At 70.5% G+C, this 22,577-nt stretch carries 22 protein-coding genes; 9 read left to right on the top strand and 13 right to left on the bottom strand.

Features of this window, described 5'->3' with window-relative positions:
• Positions 1-132: 132 nt before the first annotated feature.
• Positions 133-1,275 carry a glutathione-independent formaldehyde dehydrogenase gene (locus EV383_RS00295; RefSeq protein ID WP_130288039.1) on the top strand — a complete coding sequence of 381 codons (1,143 nt, stop codon included), beginning with the start codon at positions 133-135 and terminating at the stop codon, positions 1,273-1,275.
• Between the two features lie 51 nt (positions 1,276-1,326).
• Here EV383_RS00295 and EV383_RS00290 read toward each other — a convergent pair whose 3' ends face one another.
• Together EV383_RS00290 and EV383_RS00285 are read right to left on the bottom strand one after the other, a co-directional pair.
• Positions 1,327-1,935 carry a mycothiol-dependent nitroreductase Rv2466c family protein gene (locus EV383_RS00290; RefSeq protein ID WP_130288038.1) on the bottom strand — a complete coding sequence of 203 codons (609 nt, stop codon included), beginning with the start codon at positions 1,933-1,935 and terminating at the stop codon, positions 1,327-1,329.
• A gap of 20 nt (positions 1,936-1,955) precedes the next feature.
• Positions 1,956-2,873, bottom strand: a complete 918-nt coding sequence (locus EV383_RS00285; protein WP_130288037.1) for a coiled-coil domain-containing protein — start codon at positions 2,871-2,873, stop codon at positions 1,956-1,958.
• 162 nt (positions 2,874-3,035) lie between these two features.
• Between EV383_RS00285 and EV383_RS00280 the strand changes: the two genes are divergently transcribed.
• The gene (locus EV383_RS00280; RefSeq protein WP_130288036.1) at positions 3,036-7,103 is read left to right on the top strand and encodes a bifunctional nitrate reductase/sulfite reductase flavoprotein subunit alpha; all 4,068 of its coding nucleotides are present in this window, start codon (positions 3,036-3,038) and stop codon (positions 7,101-7,103) included.
• A 46-nt stretch (positions 7,104-7,149) separates the two neighbouring features.
• Here EV383_RS00280 and EV383_RS32545 read toward each other — a convergent pair whose 3' ends face one another.
• On the bottom strand, positions 7,150-7,356 hold the full coding sequence (locus EV383_RS32545) for a DUF4190 domain-containing protein (protein ID WP_165438181.1): 207 nt from the start codon (positions 7,354-7,356) through the stop codon (positions 7,150-7,152).
• Between the two features lie 251 nt (positions 7,357-7,607).
• Positions 7,608-9,032, bottom strand: coding sequence for an AAA-type ATPase lid domain-containing protein (locus tag EV383_RS00270; RefSeq protein ID WP_130288034.1), 1,425 nt, complete (start codon positions 9,030-9,032; stop codon positions 7,608-7,610).
• Positions 9,033-9,203: 171 nt separating this feature from the next.
• Between EV383_RS00270 and EV383_RS00265 the strand changes: the two genes are divergently transcribed.
• The 4 genes from EV383_RS00265 to EV383_RS00250 all read left to right on the top strand — a co-directional run bounded on the left by EV383_RS00265 (position 9,204) and on the right by EV383_RS00250 (position 12,768).
• Entirely contained in the window at positions 9,204-10,220 is a 1,017-nt protein-coding gene (locus EV383_RS00265) for an amidohydrolase family protein (RefSeq protein WP_130288033.1), read from the top strand.
• On the top strand, positions 10,220-10,969 hold the full coding sequence (locus tag EV383_RS00260) for an iron-sulfur cluster assembly protein (protein ID WP_130288032.1): 750 nt from the start codon (positions 10,220-10,222) through the stop codon (positions 10,967-10,969). The genes EV383_RS00265 and EV383_RS00260 overlap by 1 nt, the downstream gene beginning before the upstream one ends.
• Positions 10,966-11,991, top strand: a complete 1,026-nt coding sequence (locus EV383_RS00255) for an NAD(P)-dependent alcohol dehydrogenase (RefSeq protein ID WP_130288031.1) — start codon at positions 10,966-10,968, stop codon at positions 11,989-11,991. The genes EV383_RS00260 and EV383_RS00255 overlap by 4 nt, the downstream gene beginning before the upstream one ends.
• 174 nt (positions 11,992-12,165) lie before the next feature.
• Complete coding sequence (locus EV383_RS00250) at positions 12,166-12,768, top strand: hypothetical protein (protein ID WP_130288030.1); 603 nt, start codon at positions 12,166-12,168, stop codon at positions 12,766-12,768.
• A 22-nt stretch (positions 12,769-12,790) separates the two neighbouring features.
• Here EV383_RS00250 and EV383_RS00245 read toward each other — a convergent pair whose 3' ends face one another.
• Both EV383_RS00245 and EV383_RS00240 read right to left on the bottom strand, forming a co-directional pair.
• Positions 12,791-13,237, bottom strand: a complete 447-nt coding sequence (locus tag EV383_RS00245; protein WP_130288029.1) for a MarR family winged helix-turn-helix transcriptional regulator — start codon at positions 13,235-13,237, stop codon at positions 12,791-12,793.
• A gap of 60 nt (positions 13,238-13,297) precedes the next feature.
• Positions 13,298-13,543: a hypothetical protein gene (locus EV383_RS00240; protein ID WP_130288028.1), complete on the bottom strand. Its 246-nt coding sequence runs from the start codon at positions 13,541-13,543 to the stop codon at positions 13,298-13,300.
• Positions 13,544-13,829: 286 nt separating this feature from the next.
• Here EV383_RS00240 and EV383_RS00235 point away from each other — a divergent pair, with 286 nt between their 5' ends.
• Together EV383_RS00235 and EV383_RS00230 are read left to right on the top strand one after the other, a co-directional pair.
• On the top strand, positions 13,830-14,381 hold the full coding sequence (locus EV383_RS00235; protein ID WP_207223384.1) for a hypothetical protein: 552 nt from the start codon (positions 13,830-13,832) through the stop codon (positions 14,379-14,381).
• A gap of 2 nt (positions 14,382-14,383) precedes the next feature.
• The gene (locus tag EV383_RS00230; protein ID WP_130288027.1) at positions 14,384-14,929 is read left to right on the top strand and encodes a cysteine hydrolase family protein; all 546 of its coding nucleotides are present in this window, start codon (positions 14,384-14,386) and stop codon (positions 14,927-14,929) included.
• Between the two features lie 4 nt (positions 14,930-14,933).
• Here the strand turns inward: EV383_RS00230 and pcaD are convergent, their stop codons facing one another.
• The 5 genes from pcaD to EV383_RS00205 all read right to left on the bottom strand — a co-directional run bounded on the left by pcaD (position 14,934) and on the right by EV383_RS00205 (position 20,070).
• On the bottom strand, positions 14,934-16,223 hold the full coding sequence (gene pcaD / locus EV383_RS00225) for a 3-oxoadipate enol-lactonase (RefSeq protein WP_242622822.1): 1,290 nt from the start codon (positions 16,221-16,223) through the stop codon (positions 14,934-14,936).
• Complete coding sequence (locus tag EV383_RS31890) at positions 16,220-16,318, bottom strand: hypothetical protein (RefSeq protein WP_242622821.1); 99 nt, start codon at positions 16,316-16,318, stop codon at positions 16,220-16,222. Before EV383_RS31890 ends, pcaD begins: the two co-directional genes overlap by 4 nt.
• A gap of 216 nt (positions 16,319-16,534) precedes the next feature.
• Positions 16,535-17,410: a dioxygenase family protein gene (locus tag EV383_RS00215; RefSeq protein WP_130288025.1), complete on the bottom strand. Its 876-nt coding sequence runs from the start codon at positions 17,408-17,410 to the stop codon at positions 16,535-16,537.
• A gap of 355 nt (positions 17,411-17,765) precedes the next feature.
• Positions 17,766-18,833 (bottom strand): 2Fe-2S iron-sulfur cluster-binding protein, encoded by a 1,068-nt coding sequence (locus EV383_RS00210; RefSeq protein WP_242622820.1) that lies wholly within the window; start codon positions 18,831-18,833, stop codon positions 17,766-17,768.
• A 1-nt stretch (position 18,834) separates the two neighbouring features.
• Positions 18,835-20,070: a cytochrome P450 gene (locus EV383_RS00205; RefSeq protein WP_242622819.1), complete on the bottom strand. Its 1,236-nt coding sequence runs from the start codon at positions 20,068-20,070 to the stop codon at positions 18,835-18,837.
• A gap of 135 nt (positions 20,071-20,205) precedes the next feature.
• On the opposite strand from EV383_RS00205, the gene EV383_RS00200 reads away from it, so the two are divergent.
• Entirely contained in the window at positions 20,206-21,177 is a 972-nt protein-coding gene (locus tag EV383_RS00200) for an AraC family transcriptional regulator (protein ID WP_130288023.1), read from the top strand.
• Positions 21,178-21,348: 171 nt separating this feature from the next.
• Here the strand turns inward: EV383_RS00200 and EV383_RS00195 are convergent, their stop codons facing one another.
• On the bottom strand, positions 21,349-21,597 hold the full coding sequence (locus EV383_RS00195; RefSeq protein WP_130288022.1) for a hypothetical protein: 249 nt from the start codon (positions 21,595-21,597) through the stop codon (positions 21,349-21,351).
• Between the two features lie 92 nt (positions 21,598-21,689).
• Positions 21,690-22,208, bottom strand: coding sequence for a hypothetical protein (locus tag EV383_RS00190; RefSeq protein WP_130288021.1), 519 nt, complete (start codon positions 22,206-22,208; stop codon positions 21,690-21,692).
• Between the last annotated feature and the right edge of the window lie 369 nt (positions 22,209-22,577).

Here is a 22,577-nt window from a genome sequence, read left to right as displayed (position 1 = left end):
ACCCGTTGATCGTCTACCCAAGCGCGGGTCGGGCACGGGCGAGCACCACGTTTCCGGGGCCGGGCGCCGGGCATGCGACCGGTATCGCATGCGCTGACGCGCATGCGTGTCCGGCAACCTGGAGGTACCCCTGTGAAGGCACTCGTCTACAACGGCCCGTTCGACGTCTCGGTGAACGACGTCGCCGACCCGACCATCGAGGCGCCGACCGACGCCGTCGTCCGCATGACCACGACCAACATCTGCGGCTCCGACCTGCACATGTACGAGGGCCGCACGAACGTCGAGGTCGGCAAGGTGCTCGGCCACGAGAACATGGGGATCGTCGAGGAGGTCGGGAACGCCGTCACCGGCGTGAAGGTCGGCGACCGCGTGTCGCTGCCGTTCAACATCGGCTGCGGCACCTGTACGAACTGCGAGAAGGGCCTGACCGGGTTCTGCCTGCAGGCCAACCCGGGATCGGCCGGCGCGGCCTACGGCTACGCCAGCATGGGCCCCTACAACGGTGGCCAGGCCGAGTACCTGCGCGTGCCGTGGGCCGACTTCAACTGCCTGCAGCTCCCGCCGGGCACCGAGCACGAGCTCGACTACACGATGCTCTCGGACATCTTCCCCACCGGATGGCACGGCATCGAGCTGGCCAAGATGCAGCCCGGCGAGACCGTCGTGATCTACGGCGCCGGTCCGGTCGGGCTGATGTCGGCGCTCTCGGCGCGGATCCAGGGCGCGTCGCAGGTCTTCGTCGTCGACCAGCAGGCCGACCGGCTCAAGCTCGCCGAGAAGGCCGGGGCCACCCCGATCGACCGCAGCACGGGCGACGTCGTGGAGCAGATCAACGAGCTGACCGGCGGTGGCGCGGACCGCGGCGTCGACGCCGTCGGCTACCAGGCGCACAACCCGGACGGCAAGGAGGAGCCGGAGATCGTCCTCAACGAGCTGGTGCACGCGGTCAAGCCGACCGGCGGCATCGGCGTCGTGGGGGTCTACATGCCCCAGGACCCGGGCGCGGAGAACGAGCTGGCCAAGGAGGGCAAGCTAGCCTTCGACTACGGCACGTTCTTCTTCAAGGGCCAGTCCATGGGGACCGGCCAGTGCAACACCAAGATGTACAACCTGCGCCTGCGCAACCTGATCACCGAGGGCAAGGCCGACCCCGGGTTCATCGTGTCCCAGGAGCTGCCGCTCGACGAGGCCGTGCAGGGCTACGACCAGTTCGACAAGCGCGTCGACGGCTGGACGAAGGTCGTGCTGCACCCCGGCCAGAAGTCCTCCTGACCACCCGCTGAGCACCGGCGGCGGTCCCCGACCGCGAGGCCGCCGCCGGGCTCAGTCGAAGTTCGGGCCGCCGCTGCGGGAGCGCTTGAGCTCGTAGAACAGCGGGTTGCGGGCCAGCAGCACCGCGCCGTCGAACATGTCCAGCGCCTCCTGCCCGCGCGGGCACGCGCCCAGGACCGGGCCGAAGAACGCGGTGCCCTCGACATGCAGGACGGGCGTGCCGACCTCGTCGCCGACGGGGTCCATGCCCTCGTGGTGCACGCGCCGCACGATCTCGTCGAGCCCGCCGGAGTCGGCGGCGGGGTAGAGGTCGTCGGCGTCGAGCTCCGCCAGGACCGCACGCAGCACGTCGTCGCGGCCGCGCTCGCCCCGGTCGTGGAACCGGTGGCCGAACTCCCACACGTAGTCCCGCAGCACCGGCTCGCCGCGCCGCTCGACCAGGGCCGTCCCGACCCGGACCGGGCGCCACGCGCTGTCGAGGCCCTTCTCCGCCTCCGGGGTGTGGCCCTCGCGGCCCTCGTTGAGCACCGCCAGGCTCATCAGCCGCACGTGCAGGTCGAGCTCGCGTGCGCGCTCGACCTCCAGCAGCCAGCGGAACGCCAGCCAGGCGAACGGGCACACGGGGTCGACGTAGAGGTCGACGCGGGTCGGTCCGGACACGGTGGTTCCTCCGGCGTGGATCAGGTGGTCAGGCCCCGCCGGGAACGGTCCGGGAAGCGGTCGACGATGCGGCCGATCCGCTCGGTCGTGCCCTGCAGCGGGGCGAGGGCGTCGGCGAGGACGCCGATCTGGCGGTCGAGCGCGTCGATCCGGGCCGCGACCGAGCGCAGGTCCGGGGCGACGGTCGTGAGCTGGTCGGCCGCGCGGGACAGGCTGACGTCGAGGGTCACCAGACGCGGTGGCACCGACCCGACGGCCGGTTCACCCGTCGGGTCGTCGACCGCGGCGGCGATCCGCGGCACCGGCCCGTCGGGGGCGACGGCGCCGGCGAGCAGGGCGATGTCCTCCCGCGCCAGCGCCAGCTCGGCCAGCGGCTCCACCGCCCCGGCCAGCTCGGCCAGGTGCGCGCGGGCCTCGGCCAGCTCGGCGAGGGGCTTCACCGCGCCCGCCAGCTCGGCGATGTCGGCGCGGGCGCGGGCGAGCTCCTGCAGCGGTGCGACGGCTCCGGCCAGGGTCGCGATGTCCTCGCGGGCGCGGGCCAGCTCCGACAGCGGCTCCACGGCGTCGGCCAGGCGGGCGATGTCCTCCCGCGCCCGGGCCAGCTCGGTCAGCGGCCCGGCCGCCCCGGCCAGCTCGATCACGGCGGTGGTGAGCCGGTCGACCCGGTCGACGACCTCGGCGTCGTCGGCCAGGACGGTGACGCGGCCGAGGACGTCGGCGAGGATCGGCGCCAGCCCGGCGAGGGCGGCGTTCACCCCCGCCACCCGGCGCGGTAGCGAGGCCAGTTCGGCGAGCACGTCGGGCAGGGCCTCGACGGCGCGGGGTGCCTCCGCGAGCAGGGCCGGGACCTGCCGTCCGATCTGGACCGCGGCGCCGACCATCGTCGTGCTCAGGTTCCACAGGCTCGTCGTCAGCGAGGGCGTCGACACATCGGACATCGAACCACGCCGGGATCGTCCGCGGCCTCCTCGATCGACCGCCGTGACCCGACCGATGTCGTGCGGGCTCACTGCCGTCAACGGGCGATGTGATGAGCCCGACCGGGCCCGGTGACCGCGGCGTCACGTGACCGAAACACCCGTCACGTTGCATCGGACCCCATGGACCGCACGACCGTGAAGACGGCCTGCTCGTACTGCGGCGTGGGCTGCGGCATGGTGCTGGAGATCGGCACCGACCGAGCTACCGGTACCCGGTCGGTCCTGCGCGCGTCCGGGGACAAGGAGCACCCCGCCAACCGGGGCCGGCTCTGCACCAAGGGCGCGACCAGCGCGGACATGCTCGTCGCCGGCGGCCGGATGGAGACCGCGCACGTCCGGCGTGACCGCGGCGCCGAGCCGGAGCCCCGCGGGGTCGACGAGACGATCACCGCGACCGCACACCGGCTGCGGGCGATCGTCGACGAGCACGGGCCGGACGCGCTGGCGTTCTACGTCTCCGGGCAGATGTCGCTGGAGGCCCAGTACCTGGCGAACAAGCTGGCCAAGGGATTCGTGGGCACGAACGGGATCGAGTCGAACTCCCGGCTGTGCATGGCCAGTGCCGGGACCGGCTACAAGCAGTCCCTCGGCGCGGACGGCCCGCCCGGCTCCTACGCCGACCTCGACCACGCCGACGTGTTCCTGGTGATCGGCTCGAACATGGCCGACTGCCACCCCATCCTGTTCCTGCGGATGATGGAGCGGGTCAAGGCGGGCGCGAAGCTGATCGTCGTCGACCCCCGGCGCACCGCGACCGCCGAGAAGGCCGACCTGTACCTGCCGATCCGCCCCGGCACCGACCTCGCCCTGCTCAACGGGCTGCTCGCGCTCGTGGTGGAGAACGGCCACGTCGACGAGGAGTTCGTCGCCGCGCACACGCAGGGCTGGGACGCGATGCCGCAGTTCCTCGCCGACTACCCGCCGTCGACGGTCGCCGGGCTGACCGGCCTCCCCGAGGACGACGTCCGCCGCGCCGCGGAGTGGATCGGCACCGCCGGCGAGTTCATGACCTGCTGGACGATGGGGCTCAACCAGAGCACCCACGGCACCTGGAACACCAACGCGATCTGCAACCTGCACCTGGCCACCGGCACGATCTGCCGCACCGGCAGCGGCCCGTTCTCCCTGACCGGCCAGCCGAACGCCATGGGCGGGCGCGAGATGGGCTACATGGGCCCCGGCCTGCCCGGGCAGCGCTCGGTGCTCGACGCCGACGACCGCGCGTTCGTCGAGCAGGCCTGGGACATCCCCTCGGGCCGGCTCTCGACCGACGTCGGCACCGGGACCGTCGACATGTTCCAGCGGATGATCGACGGCGAGATCAGGGCCTGCTGGATCATCTGCACCAACCCGGTGGCCTCGGTCGCGAACCGGCGCACCGTGATCGACGGGCTCGAGGCCGCCGAGCTGGTGATCACCCAGGACGCGTTCGCCGACACCGAGACCACCGCCTACGCCGACGTCCTGCTCCCGGCCGCACTGTGGTCCGAGTCCACCCAGGTCACGATCAACTCCGAGCGGAACCTGACGCTGATGGAGCAGGCCGTCGACCCGGTCGGCGAGGCGCTGCCGGACTGGCAGATCATCGCCCGGATCGCCTGCGAGATGGGCTACGCCGACGCGTTCACCTACTCCTGCGCGGAGGAGGTCTTCGACGAGATCCGCGGCTTCGCCAACCCTCGGACGGGCTACGACCTGCGCGGCGTCTCATACGAACGTCTGCGTGGGACACCCGTCCAGTGGCCGAGCGCGCCCGGCGACGACAGCGCCGACGGTCGCAACCCGATCCGCTACGTCGGCCCCGACGGCCCGAGGTTCGCCACGTCCGACGGCAGGGCCGTGTTCTTCCCCCGCCCGCACATGCCGGCCGTCGAGATGCCCGACGACGGCTACCCGTTCCTGCTCAACACCGGCCGCCTGCAGCACCACTGGCACACCCTGACCAAGACCGGCCGGGTCGCGAAGCTGACGAAGCTGCACCCCGGGCCGTTCGTGGAGATCCATCCGGACGACGCCGCGCGTCTGGGGATCGCCGAGGGCGACCGGGTCGAGGTCGCGTCCCGGCGCGGGCGCGCGGTGTTGCCGGCGTCGGTCACCGACCGGGTGCAGCCCGGGAGCTGCTTCGCCCCGTTCCACTGGAACGACGGGTTCGGCGAGTACCTCGCGATCAACGCGGTGACCAACGACGCCGTCGACCCGACGTCGTTCCAGCCGGAGTTCAAGGTCTGCGCGGTGACGCTGACGAAGGTGGGCGCCGCACCGTCGGTCCCGGAGGCGCCGGCCACTCCCGAGCCCGCGGTCGGGACCGACAGCTCCCTGGCCACGGCACTGGGGCTGGGCGGAGGGCTCGGGCCACCCGCTTTCGGCGACGAGGAGGCCGCCTACCTGCGCGGATTCCTCTGGTCGCTGGATCGTGGCGAGTCCCCCGGCGTCCCGGTCCTGCCAGCGGGTGCCCCGTTCGAGCCTGCGCACCGGATGTGGGTCGACGGCATGCTCGCCGGTCGCTGGAGCCGCGCCTCCGGCGGGACCGCGGCGGAGGCCACCGGGGAGTCGCCGGAGACCGTCGTCGTGACCTGGGCCTCGCAGACCGGCAACGCCGAGGAGCACGCCGGGGACGTCGCGGCCCGGCTGCGGGAGGCCGGACACGCCGTCGAGCTGGTCGGGATGGACGACGTCGACCCGGCGCGGCTGCCGTCGATGCCGACCCTGCTCGTCGTGACCAGCACGTTCGGCGACGGCGACGCCCCCGACAACGGCGACGCGTTCTGGTCGGCGATCGAGGGCCCGGACGCCCCGCGGCTGCCCGACACCCGCTTCGCCGTGCTGGCCTTCGGCGACTCGAGCTACGACGACTTCTGCGGCCACGGCCGCCGCCTCGACGCGCGCCTGGCCGAGCTCGGCGCGACCCGGATGACCGACCGGGCCGACTGCGAGCCGGGCGACTCCGCACCCGTGCAGACCTGGACCGGGAACGTCCTGTCCGGGCTCGGGAGCGACACCCCGGGGCCCGCCCGCTCCCCCGCCACCACGAGCGTCCCCGACGTCCCCCGGGCCCGCACGGCCGAGGACGGCTACGGCCGCCACAATCCGCTGCCCACCCGGCTGACGACCAACCGGACGCTGAACCGGGAGGGCTCCGGCAAGGACGTCCGCCAGTTCGCGTTCTCCCTCGACGACCCGGAGTTCCGCTACGAGGCCGGCGACGCGCTCGGCGTCTGGCCGCGCAACGGCGAGGGCGCGGTCGACGAGTGGCTGGGCGCGACCGGGCTGGACCCGGAGGCAGTCGTGACCCTCGACGGACCGGGCGAGGTGTCGCTGCGCGAGGCGGCGCGCGAGCACCTGGAGATCCTGCGGATCACCCCGGACCTGCTGCGCTTCGTCAAGGAACGGGCCGGCAGCCACGAGCTGGACACGCTGCTGCGTCCCGGGAACACGATCAACCTGCAGCGCTGGCTGTGGGGACGGCAGTCGATGGACCTGCTCACCGAGTTCGGCGTCCGGGCCGGTCTCGACGAGTGGCTCGGCGTGCTCAAGCCGCTGGCGCCGCGGCTGTACTCGATCTCCTCGAGCCCGAAGGTGACGCCGGACGAGGTGCACCTGACCGTGTCCACGGTCCGCTACGAGCACCGGGGCAAGGCCCGCACCGGCGTCTGCTCGACGTTCCTCGCCGACCGCGGCGACGACGTCGACATCCCGGTGTTCGTGCAGCGCTCGGCGCACTTCCGGCCGCCGTCCGGGTCGTCCACACCCATGATCATGATCGGCCCGGGGACCGGCATCGCCCCGTTCCGCGCGTTCTTGCAGGAACGACGAGAACTCGGCCACACCGGCGCGAACTGGCTGTTCTTCGGAGAGCGCAACGCCGCGAGCGACTTCTACTACCGCGAGGAGCTCGAGGCCATGCACGGCCACGGGCTGCTCGACCGGCTCGACACCGCGTTCTCCCGCGACCAGCGACAGAAGATCTACGTCCAGGACCTGATGCGCCGCCACGGTCACGAGCTGTGGTCCTGGCTGCAGGACGGTGCCCACCTCTACGTCTGCGGCGACAAGGACCGGATGGCCACCGACGTCGACAAGGCCCTGCACGACATCGCCCGCAGCCGCGGCAACCTCGACGACGACGGCGCCCGCGCGTACGTCAAGCGGCTGGCCGCCGACAAGCGCTACCTGCGCGACGTCTACTGATCCGTCGGGGCGGCGATACCGCGGGCGGCCCGAAGCTCGGCCGGGATCAGCTCCAGCAGCTGGTCCAGGCGGAGCCGGCCATGTACAGGCCCCAGAACAGGACCCAGCCGGCGACCTGCAACCCGCTGATGACGATTCCCGCCATGGCCGACCCATGTCCGCCATCTCGACCATCACGGGTCTCACCCGTGGCGGACAGCCCGACGATCAGGGCCGGAAGGCTGGTCAGACCGAACGTGATCAGACCGGGCAACGCGAGGACGAGCGTGATGTGACGGGGCGAGCTCCTCGGCCGCCTCGGCGACGGCGTTCTCGTCTGTGACGTCGGCGACCGACCCGAGCGCGTGGTCGGCGCCCAGCTCCTCGGTGGCGGCCTTCAGCACGGTGGTGATCGGAGACCGCGGGCGGGTCCGTGGTGCCGGACACTCGTCCGGCACGTTCCGGCCCATCGTCCCCGATCATGAAACGACCCGGCCCCGGATGGCTCCTCCTGAGCGGCTCGGACTACCGGGCCCGGATCCCGTAGCGCGAGATCCGCCGGTAGGCCGTCGCCCGGCTGATCCCGAGCGCGTCCGCGGTCTGGGTGACGCTCATCCCGCGCTCGGTGATGCAGCGGACGATCTCGTCGCGTTCCAGCGACTCGATCCGGGTGAGCGTGGCCGGCGAGTGCGACAGCACCTCGGGCGGCAGGTGCTTCACGTCGATCACGGTGCTGCGCCCCGCCGCCTCACGGACGGTGCGGAAGAGCTGCTCGGCGTTGCCGGGCCACGGGAACGCCCGCAGTGCGCGGGCCGCGGCCGGGGTGAACCGGACGTCCCGCCGATGGGTGCGCTCGGCGAAGTGCTCGGCCAGCGGCATGACGTCGGTGTTGCGGTGGCGCAGGGCGGGCACCTCGACGACGACGTCGACCAACCGGGCCAGCGGGTCCGGAACCGCGGAGGGCTCCGGGGCGGTGATGCTCAGTGCCCGGGGCGCACCGTCGCGGACGATGCCGGACAGCTCGTGGGCGGTCCAGGCGGGCAGCTCGTGCACCCGACCGGCGATGACGTGGGTGTCGGGTTTGCGCAGCTCCGGGGACCACAGCGCCAGCCACGCCTCGGTGTCGCGGGCTCCCGGCGGGCGGGCGTGCAGGACCCGGTCCCGTGGCCGGGTACGGCGCAGCGCCGCCGCGAGCAGGGCCGTCTTGCCGACCCCCGGTTCGCCGACCACCCCGACGCACGCCCCGGAGACCAGGGCTGCCTCCACCTCGGCGAGCGCTCCGCGCCAGGACGAGGACAGCCGATCCGAGGGGTCCGGGGCGTGGGCCCAGTCGTGGACGCGGAACACCTCCCCGCGCGGCGTCGGACGCGGCCGGGCACCCCGGCCGCGGGCCAGCATCAGGGCCGCGGTGTGGCCGGCGGCCGTCTGGGCCAGTGCGAGCAGCAGCCCCTCGGACTTCTCCGACCACGTGGTGAGGTTGATGCTGCCGAGCAGGTCGCTGGTGACCGGGTCGAGGATCGGGGCGGCGGCGCAGGTGTAGCCGTGCAGACCGGTGCAGTAGTGCTCGTCGCCGCGGACCAGCGACGGGATGCGGTCGGCGAGCGCGAGCCCCAGGCCGTTGGTCCCGGCCTCCCGCTCGGAGAAGGCGAACCCGGGCGCCAGGTAGCTGCTGTCCAGCGACCGCGCCAGGGGCCGCTCGTGACAGATCCGGCTCAGCACGATCCCGTCGGCGTCGGTGAGCATCAGGCTGACGGGCTCGTCGAACAACCCGGTCTGCAGACCTTCGAGCACCTCGTGCCCGCAGGTGTAGAACAACGACTCGTCGTCCACGGAGCCGGTGAACGCCGGGCTCACGGCGTCCAGGGGTGCCCCGTAGGTCTCGCTGCGATGCCAGGACGCCGACAGCCGTGGCGCGGCCACGGCGAGCCCACCGATGTCGTCCCCGATCATCCGCGTACCTCCTCGCACGCCGTTCCCCGATCGACTGTCGCACAGGTCGACGTCCGCCACGGCGGTGCTCGTCTCAGCTTGAGACGACGATCACGACCGAACACATGCGCGGATACCTACCGTTCCGCTGCGACGCGGTCGCCGCCGTCCGCGTCGGGAGGAGACACGACGATGTACTCGAAGAACGACGAGTCCTACTTCATCCTGGACGCCCACGTCGCCCTGTGGGATGCGCGCCCGGAGAACCAGCGCAACATCCACGGCAAGCAGTTCATCGACTGCTTCTACGACTACCACCGCAACCTCAGCCCGGAGTCCGAGGTCTGGCCCTACGAGGACTACCTCTACCAGGGCGGCGAGCGGCTGATGAAGGACCTGTTCACCGACGGCTACGTCGACCACGCGATCTTCCAGCCGGCGCACCTGGGCGAGTTCTACAACAACGGCTTCGGGCAGACCGAGGAGGCCTTCGCCCTGGCGCAGGCCCACCCGGACAAGCTGACCTACAACCACAACTGGGACCCCCGCAACGGCGAGCAGGGCCTCAAGCAGCTCCGCGAGGACGCCAAGCGGTTCGACCTCAAGGGCGCGAAGCTCTACACCGCGGAGTGGCACGGCGACTCCCGCGGCTGGAAGCTCGACGACCCGTGGTCCTACCGCTACCTGGAGGCCGCCCAGGAGCTCGGGATCAAGAACATCCACATCCACAAGGGCCCGACGATCCGCCCGCTCGACCGCGACGCGTTCGACGTCGCCGACGTGGACCACGTCGCCACCGACTTCACCGAGCTCAACTTCGTGATCGAGCACTGCGGCCTGCCGCGGCTCGAGGACTTCTGCTGGATCGCCACCCAGGAGCCGAACGTGCACGCCGGCCTCGCCGTCGCGATGCCGTTCATCCACACCCGGCCCAAGTACTTCGGGCAGATCGTCGGCGAGCTGCTCTACTGGATCGGCGAGGACCGCATCCAGTTCTCCAGCGACTACGCGATCTGGACGCCGCGCTGGCTGGTCGAGGCCTTCGTCGACTTCGAGATCCCGGCCGAGCTCTCGGAGTACGCGCCGCTGACCACCGCGCAGAAGAAGAAGATCCTCGGGCTCAACGCCGCCGCGATGTACGACATTCCGGTCCCCGCCGAGCTGCAGCTGCGCGACGAGCGTGCCGAGGAAGTGGCGGTCGCCTCCTGATGTCCGCCCCGACGACGCACCTCACCACCACAGGGCCCACCACCACCCTTCGCGATCAGGCCTTCCGCGCGCTCGACGCCGTGGTCGACCCCGAGCTCGACGAGCCGATCACCGACCTGGAGTTCGTGCAGTCGGTCGAGGTCGACGGCGACCGGGTCGAGGTGCACCTTCGCCTGCCCACCAGCTTCTGCGCGCCGAACTTCGCCTACCTGATGGCGTCGGACTCCAAGGACGTGCTGACGGCGCTGCCCTGGACCGGCGACGTGGTCGTCGAGCTCGACGGCCACCACGACTCGGACCTGATCAACGCCGGCCTCGCCGCCGACGCCGGCTACCGCGGCACGTTCGCCCACGAGGCGGACGACAACCTCGACGACCTGCGCCTGACGTTCCAGCGCAAGGCGCACACGGCGGCCATGGAGCGGGTGCTGACCCGCCTGCTGCGGGCGGACCCGGACCGCGCCGAGGTCGACCTGCGCGGTGTCACGCTCGGCGACCTGCCCGACGACGACACCACCGCCGCGCTGCTGCGCCGCCGGGCCGCGATCGGTCTCGGTGACGCCGCGGAGCTGCCGGTCCTGGTCGACCACACCGGACACGCCTACCCGGCCGACGAGGTTCCGCTGCGGCTCCGGATGGCCCGCTCCACCCGGATCTCGATCGAGGGCAACGCGCACTTCTGCCGCGGGCTGCTGCGCACCCGTTATCCCGACTCCACCACCCCGACCCCGCAGGAGAACCGAACGTGAAGGCAGTCCAGGTCGTCGGCTACCACCGGCCACTACAGATGACCGACGTCCCCGAGCCCACCCCCGTCGAGCCGTTCGACGTGGTCGTGCGGATCGGCGGCGCCGGGGTGTGCCGGACCGACCTGCACATCCTCGAGGGCCAGTGGGCCGAGAAGTCCCAGGTCACACTGCCGTACACGATCGGTCACGAGAACGCGGGCTGGGTGCACGCCGTCGGCGGTGCGGTCACCAACGTCGCCGAGGGCGACAAGGTGATCGTGCACCCGCTGATCACCTGCGGCCTGTGCCGCGCCTGTCGCTCCGGCGACGACGTGCACTGCGAGCAGAACGCGTTCCCCGGGATCGACTCCGCCGGGGGCTACGCCGAATACCTGCGCACCTCCGCCCGCAGCGTGGTCAAGCTCGACGACTCGCTCGAGCCGGCCGACGTGGCCGCGCTCGCCGACGCCGGCCTGACCGCCTATCACGCCGCGGCCAAGGCCTCCCGGCGTCTGGGGCCGCGTGACACCTGCGTCGTGATCGGCGCCGGGGGCCTCGGGCACATCGGGATCCAGGTGCTCAAGGCCCTGACCCCGGCGAAGATCGTCGTGCTCGACCGGAATCCGGAGGCGCTCGAGCTGGCGCTCTCGATCGGCGCGGACGAGGGCATCGTCGCCGACGGCGGACACGTCGACGAGGTGCTGTCGCTGACGAGGGGACGCGGCGCGGAGACCGTCGTCGACTTCGTCGGTGAGGGCGGCAGCACCGCCGAGGGACTGCGGATGACCCGTGAGGCGGGCGACTACCACGTCGTCGGCTACGGCGAGAACGTCGACGTCCCGACGATCGACCTCGTCTCCTCGGAGGTCACCATCGTGGGCAACCTGGTCGGCAGCTACAACGACCTGTGCGACCTGATGGAACTGGCGGCCCGCGACCTCGTCCGCCTGCACACGTCCACCTACGCGCTGGACGACTTCCAGACCGCGATCGACGATCTCGACGCCGGCCGGGTGCGCGGGCGCGCCATCCTTGTGCCCTGACCGACGGCCGACCGAGCCGGTGAACCGGCGGCTTCCTGCCGCCGGTTCACCGGTACAGGCCTCATCACTTCCGATGAACGGCCGATCGGCGGCATAACACTGCTCCGATCGCGGCGATGGACACAGCGGATGGGTCGTGTCGGGCGGCCCGGACCGAGCCGGGAGACCGCAGAGATGACCTCGAACCGCCGCCAGGGACGTTCCATCCTCCGCACCGTTCTCCGTGGCGGAGTCGCGGCCACACTGGTCGGCGCGCTCGCCACGGCCGGCGCGATGTCGTTCGCCCAGGCGTCGCCGACGGTGCAGCCCGCGATCCCGGGCGTCTCCGCGGTGGCGGCCGGGCCGACGGTCGCCGAGCTCATCCCCGCGCCGCCCCTCCCGGCCCGCGTCGTCCCGGACCTCCCCCTGCCGACCCCGGAGCCCGGACCCGCCGAGACCGCGTCCTCCGCGACCGGGTCCAGCGAGGCCCCTGCGGACCACTGCGGCGACGCCGCCTGGTGGAACGCCCGCCAGGTCGGAGACCCCGGCGACCATGTCGCCGCCTGCGGCACGTGGCCGTCCTGGATCGACCGTGGCGGAATGCCCTGCCTGCCCGGCGAGCAGGACTGCGACCCGGCGACGACCGGCGCCTTCGACACCGAGGCCTACGACGGACCGACCGAAGGTCGGGCCTGGTCGCCCGAGTACGGCTACTACGAGGGCCGGACCGACGGCCCGAAGAACAGCTCGGGCGAGCCGTGCATGCAGGGGCGGGACAACAACGACCCGAACTGCTGACCGGGGGTCCGACGACGGCGGGTCACCAGTGCCAGGCGTCCCCACCGACGTTGACGATCGTCCGCTGCAGTACCGAGATGGTGGTCGCGAACTCCTCGGTGGTGACGCCCTGCATGCGTTCCTCGTGCAGCTTCTTCTGCACGTCCGCGGCACGGGCGAACTGCTCGGCTCCGGCGTCGGTGAAGCGCAGGTGCGCACCGTCGGCGTCGATCCACCCCTTCGCGATCGCCGCGTCGATGGCCGCCTCGGCGACGGCCGGGGTGTCGTTCGGGCCGATCGTCGCGACGACCGTGCTCCGGTCGACACCGTCCTCGTAGCGGGACAGCTGGTGGAGCACCCACCACTCGGGCTGCGTCACGCCGATCTCGTCGAGAGCGCCCAGGATGCGGTCCCGGATGGCCTCTCCGGCGCGGAGGGTCCAGAACCCGATGGGCTGCTGGGCGGGCGGCTGCATGGGTGGTCGTGTCATGGATCGGACGCTAGGACCTCGACTCCGGTTCAGGTCAACACGCTCGAGTCCCCCGCGGCGTCAGCCGCCGACGCACTCCGGCGCACCGGGGTTCGCGGAGCAGAGGTTCGCGTAGTTGTCGCCGACGTCCAGGCCGGTGTCGCCGGCCCCGGGGGCGGAGAAGCTGGAGGCGCCGCCGAAGAGCGGGTTCGACTGCAGGCTGTTCCGCAGGTCCTGGACCGCCAGGTACCCGTACACCACCATCGCCAGGAAGACGAGTGAGGCGAGGCTCGTGAGGACGTAGGTCGTGATGCGGAGTGCGTGCACGGCCCTGCCGTCCCGCGGAGCCGGCGCCGCCGAGGGCTGTGGGGCCGCGGGTTGCTGTCGCGGCGCGGGCTGGCGCGGGTCCGCTGCGCGTGGATCGGGCTGTCGTGGATCAGGCTGGCGGGGGTCGGGCTGGCGGGGTTCGGGCTGGCGGGGTTCGGCGGGCGGCCCGTGACGGGGTCCGGACCGAGGTCCGTGAGGGGTGGTCACAATCGGACCAACGAGAGCGATTCGGACGAGGTTCGTCGAGCGCTCGCCAGGTCGGTCGACGTGATCACCGCGATCTCGGGTGCTGAGCTCGTACTGGGTCGACGAGATCCCCCTCGACGGCAACCAGCACGGCAGCGCCCTACGGCTGCTGTGCGTCCCGCGCGTGCTCATCAGCCGACACGAGACCGGCACCCCGCAGGAGAAGCTCGCCCGCGCCTCGGTCGTCGAGCAGGCGTTCCTGCGGGACGGGTTCGAGCACCCGGACATCAGCGACTTCGGCGTCCGAGCCATCGCCACCGGCTGCGCCTCCTGGTCCGGCGTCGTCTACCAACCGCACGCCACCGAGCAGTGCCTCGCCGAGCGCGAGCTCATCGCCTGCGAGCTCTCCGTCCAGGCGGCCTGGGCGTACACCGACTACATCCGCCAGGTCGTCGAGGCCGGCGAGGACCCGGACGTCCCGCCTGAGTACGGCTGGCGGTACCTGCGCGGGATCCGCTCCAGGCTGACGACCGAGCGTCCGCAGGAGACCTCGCAGCACCGCGCGATGCGGGAGGCCATAGTGAGCACCAGTGGCCTCGTCCGACGACTGGACCAGGCGATCGACACCCTCCGAGACTGCGACAGGCGGTAGCAGTGGCAGAGATCAACCCGGTTCTGGTCGTCGTCGACGTGCAGAACGGTTTCGTGACAGAGCACTCGGAGCACGTCGTCCCGGTGATCGAGCAGCTCGTCCGGGAGTGGCTGGACCGAGGCCGGGACGTGGTCTTCACGCGCTATCTCAACTACGACGACAGCCCGTTCGAGCAGATCATGGGCTGGTCCAAGCTGAAGAACTCGCCAGAGATCGACATCGTCGACCACCTGCAGGGCCTCAGCCGCAAGGCCGTAGCCGTCGTCGATAAGAAGGTCTACACCCTGTTCAACGACGAAGGCATCGAGCTTGCGAATGCGCGACTCTGGATTGACATGTTCGTGTGCGGCATCGACACCGAGGTCTGTGTGCTGAAGACGGCCGTCGACGCCTTTGAGCGTGGGATCCGCGCATGGCTTCTGACCGACGCATCAGCCAGTCACTCCGGTCGCGAACCGAATGACGCAGGCGTACTTGTCGCTCAGAAGATGCTGGGCCGCAAGCAGACGATTGCGACCGTCGAGGTCGAGGGCGCGATTTCGGCGTAGCCAGCTACGAGGTGTTCTGACTCAGGTGCTCGACCAGGGCCTCGTTCACGAGCCGGGGATGCTCGGCGTTCGGAAGGTGGGCTGCGTTCTCGATGATGACGTAGCGACCGTGCTGCACAGTGTTGGCGATGGTCTCGAGCATGGCCGGTGGTGTGGCCGGGTCATCGGCGCCGGCGATTGCGAGGGTGGGGACGGTGATGTCGGCGAGTTGCTGGCGCAGGTCGAAGGTCGCGATGGCTTCGCAGCATCCGGCGTAGCCGGCCGGGGTGGTCTCGGCAAGCATCTTGACCAGGCGGGTGGCTTCGCTGTTGTTGGTGTGCACGAAGTCGTGGGTGAACCAGGTCCCGGGTCTGCTGCCGATCATCGACTGGGTCCCCTGGGCGCGGACGTTCATCGCGCGCTCGGGCCAGCTGGAGGGCTCGGCGAAGCGTGCGGCGGAGGCGATGACGGTGAGGCTGTGGAGCCGGTCGGGGTGGTCGACGGCGAGTTGTTGACCGATCGCGCCGCCGAGCGAGACTCCGGCGTAGTGGAACTGGTCGATGTCGAGGCGGTCGAGGAGCGCGAGGACGTCGCGGGCCAGTCCGGTGACCGTGTAGGGCCCGGCGGGCGTCGGGCTGTTGCCGTGGCCGGGTAGGTCGTAGCGCACGATCCGGTAGGTGTCGGCGAGCGCGGCGACTTGGGCGTCGAACAGGTGCAGGTCTGTTCCCAGCGAGGGCCCGAGGACCAGGACGGGCGCCGCGTCGGGGCCGTCGACCTGGTGGTGGAGCTCGACCGGCGGGTGGTCCGGGACCGCGGCGACGTGGGCGTCGTGCGGGTAGTAGGTGTCGGCCGCGGAGTCGAGGGTGAAGCGGCCGTGGTCCCACCCCTCGGCCAGGGGCATGAAGTAGTCGAACGACACCCGCTTAGACCGGTAGCGCCAGTGGCCGTCGATGCGTTCGAGGTCGTCGGTGTAGCGGCCGGCGGCGATGTGGGCGACGCCGTCCTGCACGCAGGGCTGCCAGAGCAGCGACGTTGCCTGGGCGCGGTCGGGGACGGTGGCGTCGAGGGTGATCTCGAGGTTGGTGACGTGGTGCCAGTAGGCGGTGAGGCCGTTGCGGGCGAGACCGCCGAAGAACCGGCGCAGCGAGGTGTGGCCTATCGCGCGGCTGAGCCCAACGAACTCACCGTCGTCGGTGAACAGGTCGACGAGGTTGTCCCAATCACCATCGTCGAGAGCCCGGCAGTAGCGGGCGTCGAGGGCGCGGATGGCTTCGTGGTCCTCGAGGCGGGCGAGCCGCTGCTCCAGCGTGGTCACTGGGCCGGCTCGTGGTCGACGAGACGTCGGTGGCCGCGGTGCAGGCCGTCGAACACCCCCAGGACGACCACGCAGCGCCTGAACTCGGCGGGCACCTCCTCCACACCGCGCCAGGTCGGGACAACGGGTCGTTCGGACGGGCGGTCGATTCGAGGTGAGAGTGCGTCGGTCATGGCCGGGACTCCGATTCGGGCCGGGTGATGACGTCCTGGAGACATCTCTGGGCGTAGAGGAGGTGGATGCAGAAGGCGGGGCGTCCGGGGCGCCGACCGACGTGGTCGGCGTCCCCGGAACGGCCGCCCCGGGGGTGTCTACTCGGACTCGATGACGAAGTCGTAGTCCGAGCGGACCTCATCGCCATTGCCGGTGGGCTGCGGGTCGAGGATCAGCTCCGGCTTGGTGGCCGAGGCGACGTCGGAGTCGAGGTACCGGTCGCCGATGAAGAACAGCTGCGTGGTGATCGTCCGGTGTCCCGGTGCGGAGACCAGCAGGTGCAGGTGCCCCGGTCGCCACGGGCTCCAGCCGGCGGTCTCGGTCATCTTCCCGGTCGGCCCGTCCAGCGGGATTGTGTACGGGGCGGGCTTGCGGCTGTGGATCTCGTAGCGGCCGTCACTGTTGGCGGTGACCACGCCGCGCAGGTTCCCGGCTGGCGGCTTCGACGCGAACCCGGAGTAGTAGCCCTCGTCGTCGGTGTGCCAGATGTCGACCTTCGCCCCGGCCAGGGGCTTGCCGTCGGTGCCGCGGACCTGGCCGGCCAGGATCAACGGTGTGCCCGGCTCGTCGTCGCGCATCGGCAGGGTCGCCGGGGAGTCGAGCTGGGCCTGCCCGTCGAGCCAGAACGGGCCGAGGATCGTGCCGGTGGACCCGTCCTGGGTCTCGGCGGCGACGCGCTCGACCTCGAACTCGAGGTAGACGTCGAGGAACAGCGGCCACTCGCCGGTGTCGGAGACCTCGATGAGCCAGCGCTTGAACGCGTCGAACTCGTCGTAGGTGACCTTGTTGTCGCGGATCGCGGCGCGGATGCCCTCCAGGGCGGCGCCGATCACCTTCGCGGTCCGAGCCTGGTCGACGGCGCTGCCGCCGCCGCGCTGGTTAGAACGGCCGAGACGGGCCGACTCTGTAGCGTGCGATCCGGCGGTGGCAGCGTCGGACGCCGCCGAGCCGGACCGCGGGTCTGTGGTGGTCATGTGTGGCGCCTTTCAGTGCTCCGAATTCGGGTGGTGGCCGTCGGGTGTCCCCGGCACCAGGCGGGACGGACGTTGCGCGACCGGGTGCCCCCCGGCGCCGAGGAGCCGGTCGCGACGAGGACCTACGCGAGGCTTCGATCCGCCTGCGGACCGCTGCGGCCCGGCGCCGGGTCGGCGCCGTTAAGGCGGCCGCGGGTCCCCGGGTGTTCGCCGGTAGGGCTCGACACTCGCTTAGTGACGGGATACGCGTGACGGCGGCTCACGGCCCACCGTTTCGCGCAGTGCCCGCCCGGCCGCTCCGCGACTGCGACCGACGCTGCTGGGTCCGCGAGGTATCGGTCGGGGACGTGCCGGCTCAACTGACCTTGACGTCGGAGGCGTCGGTGAACTCCTCCTGGTGGATCAGGCGAGGCGCCATGCGGCGGCGCTTGAAGACCTTGCGTCCGGCGTCGACCATCGCCGGTGGCCCGCAGAGGTAACCGGACAAGCCCTTGAGCGTGTCGAAGTCGTTGAGGACCGCGTCGGTGACCATCCCGTTGGCGCCGTCCCAGTTCTGCTCGGAGAGCACCGGGCGGTAGTGGAACTGCTCGTAGCGGGTATCGAGATCGGTGAAGAACTCGACGTCGTACAGGTCTTGTTCGGTGCGGCCGCCGTGGTAGAGCCACAGCTCTGGAACCAGGTCCTCGGCGAGCGCGGCGTGCACGATCGACTTCATCGGCGCCAGTCCGGTACCCCCGGCGACGAGAATAGCGGCCTCCTCCTGGGGCTTACCGATCCCGAAGGTGCCATACGGTCCGCGGATCTCTACCCGATCCCCGACGGCCATGTGGGCGAAGATCCAGCCGTCGGTGGCCGCACCGGCCTCGGTTCGGCGGATGTGCAGTTCGATCGCGCCGGTCTCGGCCGGTGAGTTCGCCATCGAGTACTGACGACGGATCTCGGTGCCGGGCACCAAGAGCTCGACGTACTGGCCCGCATTGAACGGCATGAGCTCGTCCAGGTCGATCACCAGGCGGCGAGTCTCCCGGGCGATGTCCTCAAGCACCGACACGGTTCCCAGGACATCGCGCAGGGGATGGTGGACTATCCCGTCGTCGGCGATGTCGGCCAGCGGCTCGACGAGCAGGTCGGCGCACGGCGTCGCCTGGCAGGCCAGCGCGATCCCCTCCTCGCGCTCGGGCGCGGTGAGGATGAACTCCGAGGACGCGCGGTGGTCGACCGTGCCGTCGATGACCTTCAGTTTGCAGCTCCCGCACGTGCCCTGGCTGCAGCCATGCGGCAGCCAGGTGTTCGCGCGCAGGAACGCGTCGAGAACGCTCTGGTCCTCGCCGCAGATGGTCTCGGTCTCCATGGTCTTGAGCCGCACCCGATGCCCGACGGGGTCACCGATCTCGGTCCGGGTGGTTGCCGTCTGCCCGGTCATCTCAGACCTCCCAACGGGCATGGAGCTGCGTCGGTCCGCGGAAACCCCAGCCCCAGAAGTCGATCTCGTGGTCCGGGTCGCGCTCGATGTTCGGGATCGCCTCAAACAGCTCCTCGAGCCCGATCCGGCAGACCTCACTGGCGAACGACGCCCCGGCGCAGGCGTGCGCGCCGGCACCGAAGGCAAGGTGCGGCACCGGCGGCCGGTTCAGGTCGTACTCCGACGGAGCGTTGTAGTCGCTCGTGTCATGGTTGGCCGAACCGTAGGACAACATCACCACGGAACCGGCCGGTAGATCGATGCCACCGACGGTCGCGTCCACCTTGTTCGTACGCGCCACTGCCGACCAGATCGGCGAGGTCCAGCGCATGCTCTCGATGATCGCCCGGGGGATCAGCTTCGGGTCGTCGACGACGGACTCGAACTGGTCGGGCTTGGTCCACAGGCCCGCCACCGTCGACGACATGGCGTGGCCGGGCTCCTGCATCGCGCCGAGCAGAAACACGAAGATCGTCGGGTAGAGCATCTCCCGCGGCCGGGTCTCGCCCTCGGGCATGCCGTCGTGCAGCCAGTGTGAGAGCGCGCTGTCATCCGGCTCGACGATCCAGCGGTCGATCAGCGGGTCGACCACCTCGTGAACCTCGGCGCGCGCCTCGTCCCCGGGGATGAACCCGTCCGGGTTCGCCCAGTCTCCATTGGGCAGCACCGCGGCGTTGGTGAACGACACCGACAGCTTGTGGAACCACTCGCGCAACTTGTCCGAGCTGACCGACTGCAGTCCCATCAGATCACCCAACGACCGAACACTGACCGGCTCACAGAACTCGGTGACCAGGTCCGCGTGCCCCTTGGCCTCGATCGCCTCCACGTAGCGGCGAGCAATCGGCCGCACAAGGTCCTCGACATAGCGGCTTACCTCGGCCGGCTGCAGAGACGGCTCGACCATGCCGCGCAGCTCGTCGTGCTCCGGGCCGTTGGCGTTGAGCACGTTCGGGTGGCCGAACGTCCGGCCACCGGCCGGGCTGATCACGCCATCCCAGATCTCGGGGTTGGCGGCGACCTCCTGGCAGGTCTGCTTCGTCGTGGCGACGTGGAAACCCAGTGCGGGGATGAACGCGACCGGCGACTCGGCGCGCAGGCGCTCGTACACCGGGTACGGGTCGCGCTCGAGATCGGCCACGGTGACGTCGTCGAGCCAGGCAAGATCCGGCCTGGCGGCCTGAGAGCTCTGCGTCATCGTCATAACCTCTCTGTCATGTGGTGGTTGTCGAGAAGTTAGACAGCGCGCAGCGCCTACGACGACACCGATCGCGCGACGACGAGACGGATCGCGCGACCGGTTAGAGACCTCGGTCGCAGCTATATTTGAGACATGGCGGCGCCGCCTGACGAAACCTCTCCGGACTCGGGCGAAGAGCCCGAGGCCCCACGAGACGTAGACGAGCTCTCGCGCGCCGTTGCCGATGCCTACTTCCCGCACAACCTCGTCCCGCGCGACGCGCGGACGCCGGTGCCCACCCACCACACTCTGCGGACGCTCGATCTCGGGCCCGTGTTGATCGGGTACGTCGGGTGGGGCGTCGACGTGCAGATCGAGTGCGACTATCCGGGCGCCTACGAGGTCAACATCCCGCTGTCCGGGCGTCTGGAAAGCCGGGGCCGGCACGGCACGGTGACCTCCGAACAGGGCCGAGCGACGGTCTTCCGCGCGGACACCCCCACCCTGATCAGTCATTGGGACGCCGAATGCACCGTCCTCGGTGTCAAGTTCGACAGCGCCTGGCTCGACCGCGAGGCCGAACACGTCCTCGACCGTGATCTCGCCCGAGTCTCCGGCCTGCTACCCGACCAGCTCAACCTCACCACCGTTGCCGCCCGGGAGTGGCGCCGCCTCGTCGGGAGCCTGGCCTCAGATCTGTCCGAGCCAGGACTGTTCAGCAGCCTCCCGTCGGTTCAGGAACAGCTCGCCGGAGCCTTGACCACCGGATTCCTGCTGGCAAGTTGTCCTGACGATGGCCGGTCGACGCCTGCCCAACCCAAGTCAATCTCGAAGGTCATCGATGCTCTGCACGACGATCCGGCGCGGGCATGGACCGTCGCCCAACTCGCGATGCTCAGCGGAATGAGCGTCCGCAGGCTGCAAGAGACTTTCCGTCACTGGCTCGGCTGCTCACCAATGGATTACCTCGTTCAGGTCAGGCTCCAGCAAGCTCAGGCCGATCTTCAGAACAACCCGTCGGACACAGTTAGCGACATCGCAGCTCGATGGGGCTTTTCCAGCGCCAGCCGATTCGCCGCCGCCTATCGGCAGCGCTACGGCGACGCACCGTCCAATCGAAGGTAGTTGGGCTGCTCTACCGCAGTAAGGCCGATACTCGTTCGGTTCCCAACCCGACCGCGCCGTGCTGCACGGCACGGCCCTGCCAGGTCAGGCGCCTACCGTAGCGACGTGAGCACAACAACCCGACTTGTTCACGGATGCAACGAACAGCAATCAGGTGCAGTCGTTGTCTCGCTAAGTTAGGTGTCGGGTGCCGGGTATGAGTCGCTCGAGGTCGCCGAGCACGAATCGGCCGTCCACGTCAAAGCCGGGGTTTACGCTGCCTTCGACATCGTCCATTTGCAGCCGGTACTCCTGTCGACCTTCGACTGCGACGAGGTCCTGGACCGCGGCGATCGTCGCCGCCCGAGCGCTCCCCCACGCCGGCGCGACGTCGCCAGCGACCCAGTCGATGTTCTCCTCGCCGCGTCGCAGCACACCCACACGCCAACGCACCTGTTGGTCCACCAATACAGGGTGACGCGCCGCGGCCCGGCCGCCCAAGCGGCCGGGCCGAGTTGTCCACATGTCGATCGTCAGTCGGTCTCCCCGCAGGTGGCAGCGAGCAGGTCCGCCGCACCCCGCCATGCGTTCAGCAGCGAGGTGTAGGCGGCCGCGTCGGCCAGGTCCCAGGTGATGGGCCCGACCTGGATCCGCAGCATCGTCGGCAGGTTCGTTCCGGGCTGCGCGGCCAGCAACAGCGTGTCCACCGACGGGGTCCCGAACATGCGGATTATCGTGGTCAGCGACCACGGCCCGGTCGCCATCACCGGACGCCGCGGTGCCGGAAGTGCCGGGGACAGCGACCGGGCCATCGGGGCAGCCTGTCCCCATGCCAGCGCGACCGAGCGCACGGCCAGATGCGAGTTGAGGTAGATCAGCACCGTGCCCAGCGACAGGCCGAGCATCTGCTCCGGGGTTCCGGCGAAGCGCAGATCGGTACGGGTCGGGACCCGTCCGGCCACACGTACGCCGACCGTCATCACCTCGACCACCCCGACCGCCTTCTCGGCGTCCAATACTCGGTTGCTCCTGGTGGTGTCGTTGGCGCGCATCGCTGGCCCTCCCGGTCATCGTCGGGCCTGTCGGCCCGGGAACCCCTTGCGGGTGGCGGGGCGCTGTTCCCCGCTGCCCGTCAGGGCGTCGCGGCACGGCCGGGGAGGCTCGCGGTCACTGAGGGCAGCCCGGAGGGCTGTCGCCGGAGGCGACGCGAAGCGCCCTTTACCGGGAGGTCGGCCGTGCTGCTATGGAGACCAGATTGTCAATAGCGCAGGTCGAAGCGGTGCCCGTGACCGTCGACTGATCACGAGCACCGCTCCGTGGAGTCCGGAACCCCGCACTCGGCCAGAAGGTGGGAGCGTGTCGTATCGACGCGCATCATCAGTCTGATATTCGCGGGTTGATTACCGCAGGACGGCTGGTTC

The organism is Pseudonocardia sediminis, assembly GCF_004217185.1.
Lineage (GTDB): Bacteria > Actinomycetota > Actinomycetes > Mycobacteriales > Pseudonocardiaceae > Pseudonocardia > Pseudonocardia sediminis.
Note: the sequence above shows the minus strand (reverse complement) of the source record. Positions and strands in the feature narration are given on the sequence as shown.

Coding starts and splice junctions, on each gene's coding strand:
- EV383_RS00205 (WP_242622819.1), bottom strand. CDS start 20,070: ATGACGCAGAGCTCTCAGGCCGCCAGGCCGGATCTTGCCTGGCTCGAC.
- EV383_RS00265 (WP_130288033.1), top strand. CDS start 9,204: ATGTACTCGAAGAACGACGAGTCCTACTTCATCCTGGACGCCCACGTC.
- EV383_RS00285 (WP_130288037.1), bottom strand. CDS start 2,873: ATGTCCGATGTGTCGACGCCCTCGCTGACGACGAGCCTGTGGAACCTG.
- EV383_RS00190 (WP_130288021.1), bottom strand. CDS start 22,208: ATGCGCGCCAACGACACCACCAGGAGCAACCGAGTATTGGACGCCGAG.
- EV383_RS00245 (WP_130288029.1), bottom strand. CDS start 13,237: ATGACACGACCACCCATGCAGCCGCCCGCCCAGCAGCCCATCGGGTTC.
- EV383_RS00200 (WP_130288023.1), top strand. CDS start 20,206: ATGGCGGCGCCGCCTGACGAAACCTCTCCGGACTCGGGCGAAGAGCCC.
- EV383_RS00210 (WP_242622820.1), bottom strand. CDS start 18,833: ATGACCGGGCAGACGGCAACCACCCGGACCGAGATCGGTGACCCCGTC.
- EV383_RS00250 (WP_130288030.1), top strand. CDS start 12,166: ATGACCTCGAACCGCCGCCAGGGACGTTCCATCCTCCGCACCGTTCTC.
- EV383_RS00260 (WP_130288032.1), top strand. CDS start 10,220: ATGTCCGCCCCGACGACGCACCTCACCACCACAGGGCCCACCACCACC.
- EV383_RS00280 (WP_130288036.1), top strand. CDS start 3,036: ATGGACCGCACGACCGTGAAGACGGCCTGCTCGTACTGCGGCGTGGGC.
- EV383_RS00270 (WP_130288034.1), bottom strand. CDS start 9,032: ATGATCGGGGACGACATCGGTGGGCTCGCCGTGGCCGCGCCACGGCTG.
- EV383_RS00215 (WP_130288025.1), bottom strand. CDS start 17,410: ATGACCACCACAGACCCGCGGTCCGGCTCGGCGGCGTCCGACGCTGCC.